The organism is Spirosoma agri (assembly GCF_010747415.1).
Taxonomy (GTDB): Bacteria; Bacteroidota; Bacteroidia; order Cytophagales; family Spirosomataceae; genus Spirosoma; species Spirosoma agri.
In genome coordinates this window covers 42,214-56,986 of record NZ_JAAGNZ010000008.1, presented here as the reverse complement: position 1 = coordinate 56,986, position 14,773 = coordinate 42,214, and the positions used below count along the sequence as shown (strand labels likewise).

The window sequence follows — 14,773 nt, the reverse complement described above, 5'->3', positions numbered from 1 at the left end:
CAATTATTTTCCTCACTTCTTCAAGGCAATTTCTGGTTTAAGCGGTATCAAATAGAATCTGGAAGATAAACGCTGATGGCATCCACCTGAGTTGAGAGAATGAAGTCATTTGCTGCCGTAGGATAGGGAGAGCCAGCACCAAACTAAAGTATATTCAAGCCCGTACTTGTTTTTAAGACTATCGCCTGAATGGGCGTATAACGTGGGGCTGTCCCGGCGCTGTTATGCCCCACTCCCTTAACCACGAAACGTTCATGAAACCGCTAGTCGCTAGTCTACTGCTGATGCTCCTTAGTGCCTATGCTCTTCTGGCTCAGTCACCCCAAAAAGGAAAGCATTCAATCATTCGCACACTCATCGTCGATGGACAGAATACCCACGAACAATGGCCCAAAATCACCTTTATGATGAAGCGTTACCTGGAAGAAACAGGTAAGTTTTCGGTCGATGTACAGCGCTCGTATTATACCTGGAATGGCCAGGAGTTGATGGACGACTATAAAATTCCGAGTGTCCGGGCAACCAAAGCCTTACCCATCGCTCGAGCTGACTCGAGCTTCCATCCCGACTTCTCCAGTTACGACTTGGTCGTCTGCAATTTTGGCTGGCATGCCGCCCCCTGGTCCGATCAGACGCAACGTGATTTTGACCACTTTATCAAAAAGGGGGGTGGTCTTGTCGTCATCCATGCGGCCGACAACTCGTTTCCACATTGGCCCGCCTACAACAAAATGATCGGCCTAGGTGGCTGGGGCGATCGTACCGAAAAAGACGGCCCCTATGTATATTATAACCATGAAGGAAAACTAGTTAGAGACGCCCAGGCCGGGCTGGCCGGATCGCACGGGGCGCAGCAGGAGATTCTCTTGACGGTTCGGCAGACAAACCACCCCATTACCAAAGGCATGCCGCTCACCTGGATGCACACCAAAGACGAACTGTACGACCGCCTGCGCGGGCCTGCCGAGCACATGCGTGTGCTGGCCACGGCGTACTCATCGAAAGACAATAAAGGCACCGATCGCCATGAACCTATGTTGATGACGATCAACTATGGGAAAGGGCGAATTTTTCATACCCCTCTGGGTCATATGGATTATTCGGTTGAGTGCGTTGGGTTCATCACTTGCCTGCTGCGGGGGGCTCAGTGGGCTGCCACCGGCAAAGTCGACATTCCCATTCCCCCGGATTTTCCTACCCCCACTGCCACGAGTAAACGGCGCTTTGTCAAGTAATAGATACTGATAGGAGGTCGCTGGTAACTGAACTCGCGGTATCGGGGCTTAAGTTACGAGCAGTTATTGACAACCGTTTTTACAAGTTAGAACGGATGCAAAGACACCATTGGTCAATCGCCCTTAATGGAAAAACTCTACGTTTTGTCTTGTACTAAAATCATTTATTGGGACGTTTTCGTGGACGATTTTAGCAAGTCAGCAAATACGAATAATTGATTGGTCTCAAGGTAATTGTGCGTTCATTAAATAGCAGCGATGGGCCATTTTCTGATCGAAATTGAAACGCCAGGTATCTAATGCTTTGTCTGAACGTGAGGGAGTCAGGGTCGAATACCCCAACAAGTAGATAGAGGACTGGATTAGCGAAATTTACTTACTCGATGTTACTTTATGCTCAGAAAATGGTTGGCAGAACCACCTGTCAAATAGCTTTTGAAGTTTTTACTAAGCAAGTTTCTTCTTGGGTGGATTGCAAGTAAATATACTTACTTTTAAGGAAGCTTAACCTCCTTCTTGAATGCGCCCCTACTTTCTTGCCTTCCTGCTCATGCCACTTGTGCAGGCATTGGCCCAATCATACCCTGCTCCGGGTAGGGCCCATTCAACGCTCCGGCAGTACCCCATCGCCAATCAATTTGAGCATCTATCCATCAAAGACGGGCTTCCCAGCAATTCGATCAATTGTATTCTTCAGGATCGGCAGGGCTACATGTGGTTTGGTACCCAGGAGGGCTTGGCAAAGTATGACGGCGCTACGTTTACTGTCTTTCAGCCTAATCCCCGGCAGCCAGAACACAGTTTTCGAAACAGTATCATTACGAGTGTATGTGAGGGTGATACGGACCAATTATGGGCGGTTACCGAAGGGGGCGGTTTACACGAAATCAATACGAAAACCGGGCTGGTTACCCCACATCCTATCCAGGCGGCAAGGGCCAATCAATGGAACAACCAGATTACCATTTATAAAGACCGCCAAAACCTGCTCTGGATCGGGACCTTTGCGGGCCTGGCCAGCTACGACCCGACCCGACATCACTTCAGGCTGTATCCCTCGCCTAAAGCTGAAATGCCGATCAAAACAGTATTCGAAGACAATCAGCATCGATTTTGGGTAGCCTCCCATCAAGGTCTATACCTGCTTGACCGAACGACCGGGCGCTTTACATTGGTGCCTATTCCGGGCTTGAGCGGCCCTCAACCCTCTTTTCTATCCTTTTATCTCGACCAGGAAGACGTGCTCTGGATTGGCGCGGCCACAGCGGGCTATAGTCTTTTTAAACTGGATCTGCGCCACCAGCCCTGGAATCCCCAACCGTATAATCCGGGGGGGCAGCTGAATCCCTATATCTGGCGCAATACAATCCATCGGGATTCGTCGGGAATCGTGTGGGTGGGTACAACCAACGGCCTACAGGGCATTGATCCCATAACGGACAAAATTGTTACCTACCAGACCGATCCAAACCTGTCGAAGGGTCTGGCCAGCAGCAATGCACAGGCGGTTTACCATGACCGGGCGGGTATGCTCTGGGTAGGAACGGATAATGGCATCGATCGCCAAGCGGTCAACACCAAACCATTTGCTGTGTACCGGGTAAAGCCCAATGAGCGCATGGCCACTATGCCCGAGAACCGGGCCAATGCCGTATTCAAGGATAAGCGGGGGCAGCTTTGGTTTAGCAATTTAGCCACGGTGTATCGACTAGCCCCCAATCAACAGCTGGATCGTATACTGCTGGACAAGCTGGGCTGGATTGGAACCCATACGAATCAGGTAAATAGTTTCTTATCCGACGGGGCGGACGGGCTCTGGTTTGGTACCAATGATGGGCTTTATCACCTGGATCAGGCATCCGGTCAATATATCTGGTATCCAGCCGACATTCCAGCCCAATTTATGAGCCTTCAATACCTGGAAGGTAAACCAACTAATAATCTCTGGATCGGGGGGGAGGGTGGCGTGGCCTCGTTCAACACGCACACGCATCAATACACCTACTATAAATACAAACCCGGTGATACGGGCGGCATTCCCGATAAAGCCATTTATGGGCTGATGGTGAGCCAGTTCGGGGAGGTATGGATCTTGGTCAACCAGCTGGGCATCTGTCGGCTGAATCCGAAAACGGGTCAGATTACCCGCTATAGGGCGGGAGGTAAGGGAAAGCTGACCACCAACGAGGTGCTATCCATTCACGAAGACAAGGCCGGCATCATCTGGATTGGCACGCATCTGGGCGGTTTAAACCGATTTGACTGGCGAACGGGTCTGTTTACGGTAATTACCCGGGAGGAGGGCATACCGGGTACGAGTATCGTCGGGATTACCAGCGACGGGACTGGGAAGCTCTGGCTGAGCACCAATGAGGGTCTTTGCCGGGTCGACCCTATAACCCGGTCTATCCATAGTTATGATGTCTCGGATGGCTTGCCCAGTAATGACTTCAAACATAATGCGGTCTTTCAACTGCCCAACCAATTGATTTTTGGGACCGAGAACGGTATCGTTCAGTTCAACCCGAACCAGATACTGGATGACACCCGTCCGTTTCCGGTTTATATCAACGACCTAACCGTTATGGATAAACCCCGGTCAATCACCGACAACGTGATTCGCTTGGAACACGACGAGACGATGCTGTCGATTAGCTTCGCGGCTCTGGCCTACGAGCAGCCGGGGCAAAACCAGTATGCCTATCAACTGGTTGGGGTCAATCCAACCTGGGTGCAGAATGGAAACCGTCGCGTTGCCACCTTTACCAGTCTGGCTCCAGGTACCTATACGTTCCGGGTAAAAGCCGCCAATAGCAGCGGGTTCTGGACTAAAAATATAGCGTCGGTTCAGGTGATTGTTACGCCACCCTGGTGGGCCACCTGGTGGGCGTATGGTTTGTATGCACTGCTGGCCGGAGGAGCCATCTGGGGGTATATCCGGTTTTATACCAATCGACTCCGGCAACGGCAGGAGTTGGTGCTTAATCGCCGGGAAGCTGAACAACGTAAAGCCGTTGATGAGTTGAAAACCCGCTTCTTTTCCAACATCACCCACGAGTTTCGCACGCCCTTATCTCTGATTTTATCGCCGGTAGAGAAATTGCTTCAGGAAAACCGCTTCGACCGACCGATGCTGACGCTGGTTCACCGCAACGCTGAGCAGCTCCTGCGGCTGATCAATCAATTGCTGGATCTGTCTAAACTGGAGGGTAACTACATGACTGTTTCGCTTATGCAGGGAAACGTACCCGAGTATATTCACACGATTGCAGGCGTGTTCCAGCGGATGGCGGAACAGAAAGGGATAACCCTCACGTGTGAAATGGATAGTTTACCCGCTCAGGCGTACGTGTTCGATGCCGACAAGTGGGAAAAAATTCTCACGAATCTATTAGCCAATGCTTTGAAATTTAGCGGTTCGGGTGACCAGGTAACGCTTTCGGGTATGCCCGTTTGGGTTGGTAGTGCAATGACTGCGGTGGAGATTCACCTGGTCGATTCGGGCATTGGGATCTCTCCCGAAGCGTTACCCCATATTTTCGACCGATTTTATCAGGCCGACACCTCCAGCACCCGCGCTTATGAGGGTACGGGTATTGGGCTGGCATTGGTTCACGAACTGATCAGCTTACTGGGAGGGACCATCAAGGTAGAAAGTCAGTTAACAGTAGGCACTACGTTCCAGCTGATTCTGCCCGTCGGCCCAGTATCAGCAGCGGTCAACATTCCTAAGATCAGCAGGCAGACTCCTACGCCTGAGGCCATCAATCAACGGATGCCGTTTACTCCCCCGCTTCGCCTTCCGCATCTGGTTGAGAATACGTCGCTTCCATGCATTCTTATCGTTGAAGATAATGAGGAGTTGCGGGAGTTCTTGATGGGCGAGTTGACGTCGTCGTATCAGGTTCTTCAGGCAGTCGATGGCGAGGCAGGCTGGGCACTCGTTCAAACGGAGCTTCCCGATATTGTGCTGACCGATGTGATGATGCCCCGCCTGGATGGCATCGAACTCACCCGTTTACTCAAAAGCCATACCGATACCAACCACATTGCGGTGGTGATGCTAACGGCCAAAGCGGCTCCCCAGAGTCGGATCGACGGGCTAGAGCAGGGAGCCGACGACTATTTAGCCAAGCCCTTTAGTCTGGACGAACTGCATTTGCGGCTGCGTAACCTGATGTCACGCCAGCAGAAACTGGGTGAGCATTATCGGCAGCAATTTGCCTTACCGGGTAGTACCCTTACGCCTGCTGTCGATTCGGCTTCAGTGTTGCCCGATCCGTTTCTGTTGCGGATTTATGCCCTGCTGGAACAGCATCTGGATGATCCCTCGATTGGTGTTGATTGGTTAGCCGATCAACTGGCGATGAACCGGAAGACACTGTATCGCAAAGTGCAGCATCTCATTCAACTCTCGCCCGCCGATCTGATCCGCCAGCATCGACTCCGAAAAGCAGCCGAATTGCTGGAATCTGGGAATAACGTGTCTGAAACCGCCGATTTGGTTGGGTTCAATTCACCCTCTCATTTCACCATGGTGTTCAAGGAATTCTACCAGCAAACGCCGACCGAATTTGTGACCAGCCGGGTGAAAAACGCCTGATTTGTCCCCTTTTTCTAGTTCCACGGGCAGAATGCCCCCAATCCGACGACATTGGCCCCCAATCTGACAGGATATCGATGAAACCCTCATCACCTTTGGCCTACTCGAACAGACCGTCTATCCACACTATTTTAACTTATTCCGGAGTACTAATAGTCATCGAGCGCTCCGTTGTCGCTTTATCATCCATGAAGATACCCTTCGTTACAGGTTTACTGGTTCGATTTTTAGGGCTGATTTCATTGAGTTGTTTAGGAGCCTGCTCATCGGTTTTACAGGCCACCCGTATCAGTAAGCTAGGTCCTTTGGCCCCAGCCGAGACTGGTACGGGTGTAGACTCCGAATCGGTTCATGAAAAGGTGTTCGTTACCAACGATGCCCGGCGAATGAATACGGAATCAATCTATGGTTTGCCTCTCCCAACTTTAGGTTACCCATGGCTTTTCGTGCTCAAAGAGGGCGCTAAAATGGGTGCCAGCTCAGGGTATTGGCAAATTAAACCCATTAACTAGATGACCCTTCGATTAATGTCAACTGGATGGCCAGTGAATTGGCTATAAATTACAAAATGCTTTACCGAAAGGTGCAGAGTCTCACTGGGCTGGCCCCAATTAATTTGATGCAACAATACAGGCTGGACAGAGCCATTGACTTGTTACGTATAGGTCAGAGCGTGACGCAAACCGCCGGTTTAATCGCCTTTAAGACGTCATGCCCCAAATCACTAAGTCTATTGCCCAGTAACCTATCACCTTTGATGCACCCAAACGGGTAGCTTTTACCATTCTAAAACGGTTTACGTTATGCTGTTTAACACCACACTTACCAAATTTTTCGGGCCGTTATGCCTGGTATTAACTATTACTATATTCTTAGCTGCCTGTAAAGGTGATGTAGGGCCCAAAGGTGACACCGGTGCCACAGGTGTTGGCACGACTGGAGCCACCGGTGCAACGGGGCCAACGGGTGCCAGCGGTGTCGCTGGCGTGAGTGGCACCTCTAGCGTGACAATGGTTACATATCCTACCTCTTTTACACTCAGCAAGAATAACAGTACCTTTTATACCCTATTGTTACCCAGAAGCATTACAAAAGCAGTTGTAGATAAAAGTGTTATTATTGTGTATCTGCAATTTTCGTTTACAGGACCTATAGTATGGCAAATACCAGCAACGATAGGTTTTGGCATTGAGGATGTTTTTACCTATTCTGTTTATTCAGAATCTTCCGATCAATTAGTTGGAATTTATATTTCTCGTACTTCGGGGACAAGTCTTACAAGTGTCACTCTGGCAAAGGTATTAATTATCCCGGCAGCCAATACGATTACTGTCAACGGGCGACAAGCGGCTGTTAATTACAGCGACTTCGAAGCTGTCAAGGCGTACTATGGCCTGAAATAACACCGCTTTCTCCCTCTTTTCACACCTTTTGGTAGACCGTGTAACTGGACAGTTTTTCGTCAGGCAGCACGGTTGCGGGGGGCAAGATTTCCTAGACTCCGGCTGACCAAGACCAAGGGGACTTGGCTAATTTCCTGATTGGCTACAGCCCGGGTACCTCGCTGATACAACCCGGACCAACGACCGGATCAGCGGGAAGTTTCGCCTTTAATGGCTGCTATAACGCCTTCCGAATTCTATATCAAGATGTAGCCACTTTCAACAAACTGCTTCAGGATCAGACATCTGTTATAACACCCATCATCGGCGGCACACCCGACGATGCCCAGGAATGGCTGGCGGCTAAATTGATGGGGCGCTGGCGAAACGGGTCACCCCTTATATTAAGTCCCAATACCCCCGATCCGGCTACTGAGAAGGGGGAACTGTTCAGCTACACCGAGTCTGCCGATACGAGCAGATATAAGGACGTATTGAGTACGAACAAATGCCCTTATTCGGCTCACACCCGCGTGGCCAACCCACGCGATGAGCACCTGACGCCCATTGAGGGAGCGACTCCCCCGCGCATTGTTCGGCGGGGGATGCCGTATGGCCCAACGGTGACCGGAACAGCGGATGACGGCATTGACCGGGGATTGATTGGTTTATTCTTATGCGGCAGTTTTTCCCGGCAGTTTGAAAAGATTTATGGCTGGATGAATACCAATAACTTTGCTTCAGACCTGGCCGGACTTAAACTGTTCCCGCAGGATGCGGTGCTTGGGAACCGTAATCCGAATAAGCTGAGCAACCAAACCACCAGCTTTACTATTCCGGTCGAAAATGAAGAACCGATTATAATCAATCAGTTGCCATTGATGATTCAGACACGGGCACCGCCTACTGTCTTCTGCCCAGTCTCACCACAATCCGCCTGATGGCGGGTATGTCGGCGTAAGCTACCACTCCACTCAACCTCAATCGATAAATATATGAAATTCGGCACTACCATTGTTGGCAGAGGTGTTTCCGGGGTTTACTGGTGCCCAATTCAGTTTGTTTAAGTACAGCGACTGGATTGGCGGACGTCCCTACATCATTACTATATCTTGCTTGCCGCACGTGAAGGCCGATATAGGCGATATGCAATACATTTCCGACCCGCATATTTTAACTGCCCTGCTGGTCGGTCAGTTCGAACTCCAAAGGTAGAATTTTCCCATAGGTACACCCAATCCTATTGGAGTAACCGGTAGTCTGGTCTATATGCGCAGAAGACAACAGACAACTTTATCCCGGACGACACAAAACTGTCTTATCCTGCCTTTAATCGGAGATAAACGGAATTGCTTTTTGCCGCTGCACTTTATTCGCTTCAATATTCTGATGCAATTCTAGTCCGCCCATCACCCTGTCCTCTTGACGATCAGCATCCTTCCTAAAACGAGTGGATGTAGGGGTTGCTAACCGATCAGACCTCGTTTAGCCGTATTGGTTGAAGCAGATTACGTATCTTTGAGTAAAAATGCTGAGTCGTTGGGTAACGATTACATCAGGTACACCGGAATGATGACCCAGACCATTAGGAACCGTTACAATATAACCGTTACCGGTAAAGGCACCCAACCAATCTTGTTTGCGCATGGATTTGGCTGTGACCAGCACATGTGGCGCTATGTAGCCACCGCCTTTGAAGCCCACTATCAAGTCATCCGATTTGACTATATCGGCCATGGCAAAGCCTCCCGTGAGGCTTATAATCGCGAACGCTACGCCAGCTTGCAAGGCTATGCCCAGGATGTGCTCGATATCTGTCAGGATCTGGACCTAGAACAGATTATTTTTGTCGGTCATTCGGTGAGCAGTATGATTGGCTTGTTAGCCTCCATCCAGGAACCCGATCGCTTCGAACGACTGATTATGGTGAGCCCATCGCCCCACTATATCAATGAGGAAGGCTATACGGGGGGCTTCGAGCGAGCCGATATTGAGGAATTACTGGACACGATGGACAGTAATTTTTTTGGCTGGGCCACCGTCATGGGTCCTGCCATCATGGCCAATAAGGAACGGCCCGAGCTAGGCCAGGAACTCATCCACAGTTTTTGCGCCACAGACCAGGCCATAGCGCAGCAGTTTGCCCGGTTAACCTTCCTGGGCGACAACCGACTGGACTTAGCGAAGATTGGGCGACCGGTTTTAATTATTCAGTCGATCGCCGATGATATTGCGCCCGTTGCTGTGGGCGAGTACATGGCGCAGCATATACCCCATAACACCTTGCGGGTAATTCAGGCCCAGGGACACTCCCCTCACGTCAGTGCCCCTGCTGAAACCATTGCGGCTATCCAGCACTATCTGCAAGCGACCAACTCGTAGTCTATGCAGGATATTGCGATGTTAATGCCGGGAGGCCTGGTGCGATTGAATGGGGAGAATGAGATCGTGTATCTGAATCCCTTTGCCGAACAATTGTTGGGTTATGCCCCAGGCGTCCTGATCGGTCAGCGGGTGGAGGTGATGTTAACCCGGGCGAGTCGGATCTACTTTCAGACGAACCTGTATCCCATTATCGCCCTAGGCAAACTGGCCAATGAACTCTACCTGACCCTACAATCTCAGTCCGGAGTACGCATTCCGGTCTTGCTCAATGCCGTTCGTCAGGAAGATGCTTCGGGGGAAGGCTTCCTTTACCTGTGTCTGATACCGGTTTATCAGCGCCGACAATACGAGCAGGAACTGTTGGCCAGTAAGCAGGCGGCCGAGCAGGCTTTACTGCGCAACGATGAGTTAATGGTGCTCCAGCAGCAACTGGAACTGCATCAGGCCGAGTTGGACCGCCAGGTAACCAATCTCAAACAACGCAATGATGAGTTAAAGCAATTTGGACGGATTATCGCCCATGACTTACAGGAGCCCCTGCGTAAGATTAATCTGTTGGCCAGTGTGCTAGAACAGGAACCGATGAATCAGTGGACGAAGCTGGGTCAGCGGGGACTGAAAGGCATTGTCAGGGCTAGTACCCGCTTGCGCCAGCTCATCCACGATTTGCAGCTATATTTCACGTTTGACTCAATCCGATCAGCCGATGAATCGGTCGATTTAACGGACCTGATTGCCCAAACGATAGCGAACTACAGCTCACCGGGCATTCGATTCGACGTGAGCAGTTTACCGACCATCGTCGGGAATCGAGGGGAGTTACTGAATTTATTTGGCCATTTACTGAATAACGCGGTGAAGTTTCGACGGTTGAACGTGTCCTCCGTGGTGGCCATCAGCGGTAGTGTGGTGAGTCAGAACCGGTATCAAACGACCCCTGACAAGTATCAATACATCAACTACGCGCGGATTGTGGTGAGCGACAATGGGATTGGCTTTAATAACCAGTATCGGGAAGAGATTTTCGGCATCTTGAAGAAACTAGACCCGCACTCGCCAGGAATTGGGTTAGGCTTATCGTTAGCCAAAAAGATTGTCGAACGCCACCAGGGCGTCATTCGGGCAGAATCCAAACCGGGCCAGGGCACGACCATTACGTTGTTATTACCACTGACGACCTGATGGTTTGCCCTTTATCTGGCTAATTACAGGATGGCTTGGGCATCTCTTCGCTGCATCTATTCCTCCTGCCTTATCAATCACCAAATTCGACAATAGCCTTAGTGTATTCCTGTAGACCCTTCTACCCGAAAACAGCTGGACTAACTTAGTGGCCACAGTCGATTGAATACACGTTAAAATAGTATTTTACCAGTATAGTACCTTTTAAAAGAGGGTTGATAAACTATCTTATCCGGAAATAAGTTGCCCGTTGCCTAGCGGTTAACTTATGCTCTTTCAAAGTATGCAATCAATTTTCGTCACCCAGAGACTTATTTTTCTTCACCTTTGCCCCATTCAGACTACCAAGCTTGTAACTGAACGTTGCCCGAACACTGGCGTTATAGATGTACTGCCGGAAATCCTGATCAAACTGAGCCGAATTCAGTACCGATGTAAAGCCCATGCCTCGGGTTAGAAAATTTTCAGCCGCAATCCCTAGACTGCCTCGCTTATTGCTAAAATCTTTTCGCGCACCCAGCGAATATTGAGCAAAACCAATTCGGTAGCCTTGCAAATTAATGTCTTTGCCCCGATACCCGATATTGGCCTGAACAGCCCAGCCTTTATCGAGTTGCAATTGCGTATCCATGCGACCTCCCCACCGGAAACCCTGATTGCTGATCAGAGTCGACAGACCATTGATGTCCAGCGTTAAGCCCTGAATAAAGCGGTACATCACATCTATGTTGCCATTTACACTCCACCGGGGTGTAATATTGACCGTAGCAAATAAATTAGATCCGTAGTTATATTCTTTACCCAGGTTGGTAACCCGCGTCACGACAGCCCCCACCAACGTATCCGAGCGTTGACTGATCGATTGAATATCGTCTGTATTGAGTCGGGTGTAGAGCGTAAAATTCAAATACGTTTTCTTCACCTGCGTACTATAGCCTGCTTCAATTCGATCAACGGTTTCGGGTTTCAAATACGGATTACCGATCCGAATATTGAGGGGATTGACCGTATTGAAGTTGGGATTCAAGTCGTCGATAAACGGCCGTCGAATGCGTCGGGTATAAGCCAGTTTTACGGTAGTGCCTTCCCCGATTTTCTTGGACAGATTGATGCTGGGTAATAATCGTCCGTAATCGGGAATTGAGATTGAACCCTGCCCACCAGTAGACGACCCACCAGTCCGGGACCCTCCAGTCTGGGACCCTCCGGTCCGGGCCTGAATGCTGGTATACTCATACCGTAAGCCCGTCATAATGGCTAGTTTACTGCGTGTCGTAAACGTGGTTGATACATAAGCAGCCGCAATGTTCTGATCATACGTAAGCGAGCCAGACGGACGGCTGTCATCGGTGGCGAAGGTAGAAGTAGGACTGGCCAGCAGATATTGGTAGAGACTGGTTACCTGACGAAGGGTATTTTTTCCACCGAACTCCAGTTGAAAGCGCTCACTGACAAGTACCTGATAATCTGCCTGGAGAATGAACTCCTTGTTCGTCGCATCATTCAGGTTTCGCTGCCGGGTTTTGATCAAACCAAGGGTATCCAGTTGGTTAGCGTCGAAATTGTTGGTCAGCTTATTCTGGCTATATTGAGTTGACAGGCTAAACTCCTTCTTAGATCCATCACCGGTACCTGCGTACGTATGCAAGTAGTCGACGTTGACATCAATTGAATTGGATAAGTTTTGGCTATACACATCCCGTTTTGAGGGAAGAGCCATGGGTTCATTAGATAGGATCGTTGTCGACTGGTGTTGATCCTGGTTTAAGTTCCGAATACCCAGCCGTACGCCAGCCGTTAGCGATTGGTTTTTCGCCAGATCATAATCCAGCCCCAGCGCATATTGGGCAAATACTCCTTTGTCAAAGGCATCAATGTGCTGATTTGTACGAACCGGCGTGGCTCCTGATGCCAAGTAGGTTGTTTGATTTAAATCCGATGCCGATGGATTATAAACTAGACGGCCATTCCCATTGAGGTTAAGTCCTAATTTACCTTTTCGGAAACTACCATTTAACCCCAGAGTTGCATTCCGATTGCCCAGGCCGCTATCAACGTCGAGATGCAGGCCCTGGAGCGTATTCTTCTTGGTAATAATGTTGATAATACCACCACTTCCTTCCGAATCGTATTTAGCCGAGGGCGAGGTAATAACTTCGACCGTTTTGATGAGATCGGCGGGTATTTGCCGTAAGGCATCGGCCAGATTACCGGCCAGGATAGACGACGGCTTGTTATTAATCAAGACCCGGACACTGGAACTGCCCTGTAGCGTTACGTTCCCCAGCAGGTCAACGGAGAGCATGGGTACTTTTTTAAGAATATCAGTGGCGTCTCCCCCTTTCGCGGCCAGATCGCTATCGGCATTATAGACCAGCCGATCGACTTTGTCTTCCACCAGGGCTTTCTTACCAGCGACGGTTACTTCATTCAAGGTGCGGGTACTGGCCGTTAGTCGAACGACCCCAATGTCTTTAGCCTGCCCCTTTGTCAAAACGATATTGTCAACGCTCTTGGCGTTATAACCCAGAAACGAAATGAGTAGCCGATAAGAGCCCGGCGCAATACGAGTGAGCAAGAATCTCCCCTTTTCATCAGCCACCGCTCCATTCACTAATTTCCCACTTGTGGTTTCATATAAAGCTACATTGGCAAATTCGACCGCTTTGGTCATGGTCGAATCAATAGCACAACCCGAAATTTTTGCATTGCCTTTAACTGGATTTTCCCCTCCAGAAGGGGAAACCGGTTGGCCCGATTGAACCGGGACTGTCGGATTGATTGTACCACCCGGCGTTTGAGCGTACGTGACGATTGTCGTTAGGAAAAATAAATAAACGGTAGTTCTTAGCCACATAACCGAATCTGAAAAATTGGACTGCTGCCTGATAGGGGCAAGATTGCCTGTATTGATTGATAAATAGAAAAGAAATGTGGCGAATGCCTTTTGTAAGATCATGAACAGCTCTACTGGCTGGTTAAATGAAAAATCATGTTCATGCCATTAGCTTAGTTCGCCAAAGTACGAACCCAATACTGAATACTTTTTGAAGTTGGTAGCGATTGTGTTAGCCTTGCCAATTCCCTTGACTAACTACAGATTCTCTTTAGGTTTACTTCATTCCTTTACACTACCCGACCGCTTGCAAAAAGTCACCGTATCCAACTTACCCTGAGGAATCTGCATACGTACCGGGTCTACACAAGAGACTATGAATAGTCAACTGATGAAACAAAACGGGCAATTCGGTTCTTGGCTGCTGGGCAGCTGGCTTTTTCTTTTTCCACTACTCACAGCCCTTGGGCAACCGTTGAATACAGTTGCCCAGCGGGTATCGAGGGACGACATACCTACCCGTCCTGCTACCTTCCGATGGGTTGCGCCCGCTGCGCTGATTTCCGTTGGATTAGCTTTGTCGCCAGACTATCCAAACAGTCACTTCGACCGTTTTTACATTCGGAGAGAGGTACAGGATAACATTCATTTTCGCACTCAGGCTGACGATTACTTGCAATACGGACCAGTAATCGCTTGGGCGGGATTGAGTCTGGCGGGCGTGAAAGGTCGGTCGAAACCCCTCGACCGGGCATTACTTGGTCTGCTCGCCTACGGGATCAGTACGGGCGTCGTGCTGGGACTGAAACATACGACCCATGAGCTTCGGCCCGATGGGTCTAATTATCTTTCTTTTCCATCCGGACATACGGCTAATGCCTTTACCGGAGCGCGTTTATTGGATCGGGAATTTGGCGGAGTCAGCCCCTGGATTCCCATTGGTGGCTACGCCATGGCCACTTCGACCGGCATCTTTCGAGTGACCAATGATAAACATTGGGTATCGGACGTATTGGTTGGGGCAGGGATTGGCCTACTCTCGACCGAAGTCGCGTATCGGGTCTATCCGTGGCTAAAGAAGGCACTTACCCGCCGGGAAAGCACCCATAACTCGTCATTTTGGCTCTTGAAAGAAGACTGATTTAAACGC

The 14,773-nt window shown here is 49.8% G+C and carries 9 protein-coding genes; 8 read left to right on the top strand and 1 reads right to left on the bottom strand.

Annotated features, from left to right (window positions below; genetic code table 11):
* Nucleotides 1-254 precede the first annotated feature (254 nt).
* The 7 genes from GK091_RS28070 (at nt 255) to GK091_RS28045 (ending at nt 10,787) form a co-directional block, all read left to right on the top strand.
* The gene (locus tag GK091_RS28070; RefSeq protein ID WP_164044066.1) at nt 255-1,235 is read left to right on the top strand and encodes a ThuA domain-containing protein; all 981 of its coding nucleotides are present in this window, start codon (nt 255-257) and stop codon (nt 1,233-1,235) included.
* A gap of 520 nt (nt 1,236-1,755) precedes the next feature.
* The gene (locus GK091_RS28065; RefSeq protein ID WP_164044065.1) at nt 1,756-5,838 is read left to right on the top strand and encodes a two-component regulator propeller domain-containing protein; all 4,083 of its coding nucleotides are present in this window, start codon (nt 1,756-1,758) and stop codon (nt 5,836-5,838) included.
* Nucleotides 5,839-6,376: 538 nt separating this feature from the next.
* Nucleotides 6,377-6,613, top strand: coding sequence for a helix-turn-helix domain-containing protein (locus GK091_RS30175; protein WP_394351904.1), 237 nt, complete (start codon nt 6,377-6,379; stop codon nt 6,611-6,613).
* A 28-nt stretch (nt 6,614-6,641) separates the two neighbouring features.
* Nucleotides 6,642-7,241, top strand: coding sequence for a hypothetical protein (locus GK091_RS28060; RefSeq protein ID WP_164044064.1), 600 nt, complete (start codon nt 6,642-6,644; stop codon nt 7,239-7,241).
* A gap of 122 nt (nt 7,242-7,363) precedes the next feature.
* The gene (locus GK091_RS28055; RefSeq protein ID WP_164044063.1) at nt 7,364-8,161 is read left to right on the top strand and encodes a Dyp-type peroxidase; all 798 of its coding nucleotides are present in this window, start codon (nt 7,364-7,366) and stop codon (nt 8,159-8,161) included.
* Nucleotides 8,162-8,738: 577 nt separating this feature from the next.
* Nucleotides 8,739-9,602 carry an alpha/beta fold hydrolase gene (locus GK091_RS28050; RefSeq protein ID WP_317166373.1) on the top strand — a complete coding sequence of 288 codons (864 nt, stop codon included), beginning with the start codon at nt 8,739-8,741 and terminating at the stop codon, nt 9,600-9,602.
* 3 nt (nt 9,603-9,605) lie between these two features.
* Nucleotides 9,606-10,787, top strand: a complete 1,182-nt coding sequence (locus GK091_RS28045) for a sensor histidine kinase (protein ID WP_164044062.1) — start codon at nt 9,606-9,608, stop codon at nt 10,785-10,787.
* Between the two features lie 289 nt (nt 10,788-11,076).
* Here GK091_RS28045 and GK091_RS28040 read toward each other — a convergent pair whose 3' ends face one another.
* Entirely contained in the window at nt 11,077-13,644 is a 2,568-nt protein-coding gene (locus tag GK091_RS28040) for an outer membrane beta-barrel family protein (RefSeq protein WP_164044061.1), read from the bottom strand.
* Nucleotides 13,645-13,999: 355 nt separating this feature from the next.
* On the opposite strand from GK091_RS28040, the gene GK091_RS28035 reads away from it, so the two are divergent.
* Nucleotides 14,000-14,764 (top strand): phosphatase PAP2 family protein, encoded by a 765-nt coding sequence (locus tag GK091_RS28035; protein WP_246202456.1) that lies wholly within the window; start codon nt 14,000-14,002, stop codon nt 14,762-14,764.
* Nucleotides 14,765-14,773: the final 9 nt, after the last annotated feature.

What these genes read in the sequence shown, in the direction of transcription:
- GK091_RS28070 (WP_164044066.1), top strand. Translation starts at nt 255, where the DNA reads ATGAAACCGCTAGTCGCTAGTCTACTGCTGATGCTCCTTAGTGCCTAT.
- GK091_RS28065 (WP_164044065.1), top strand. Translation starts at nt 1,756, where the DNA reads ATGCGCCCCTACTTTCTTGCCTTCCTGCTCATGCCACTTGTGCAGGCA.
- GK091_RS30175 (WP_394351904.1), top strand. Translation starts at nt 6,377, where the DNA reads ATGGCCAGTGAATTGGCTATAAATTACAAAATGCTTTACCGAAAGGTG.
- GK091_RS28060 (WP_164044064.1), top strand. Translation starts at nt 6,642, where the DNA reads ATGCTGTTTAACACCACACTTACCAAATTTTTCGGGCCGTTATGCCTG.
- GK091_RS28045 (WP_164044062.1), top strand. Translation starts at nt 9,606, where the DNA reads ATGCAGGATATTGCGATGTTAATGCCGGGAGGCCTGGTGCGATTGAAT.
- GK091_RS28040 (WP_164044061.1), bottom strand. Translation starts at nt 13,644, where the DNA reads ATGTGGCTAAGAACTACCGTTTATTTATTTTTCCTAACGACAATCGTC.
- GK091_RS28035 (WP_246202456.1), top strand. Translation starts at nt 14,000, where the DNA reads ATGAATAGTCAACTGATGAAACAAAACGGGCAATTCGGTTCTTGGCTG.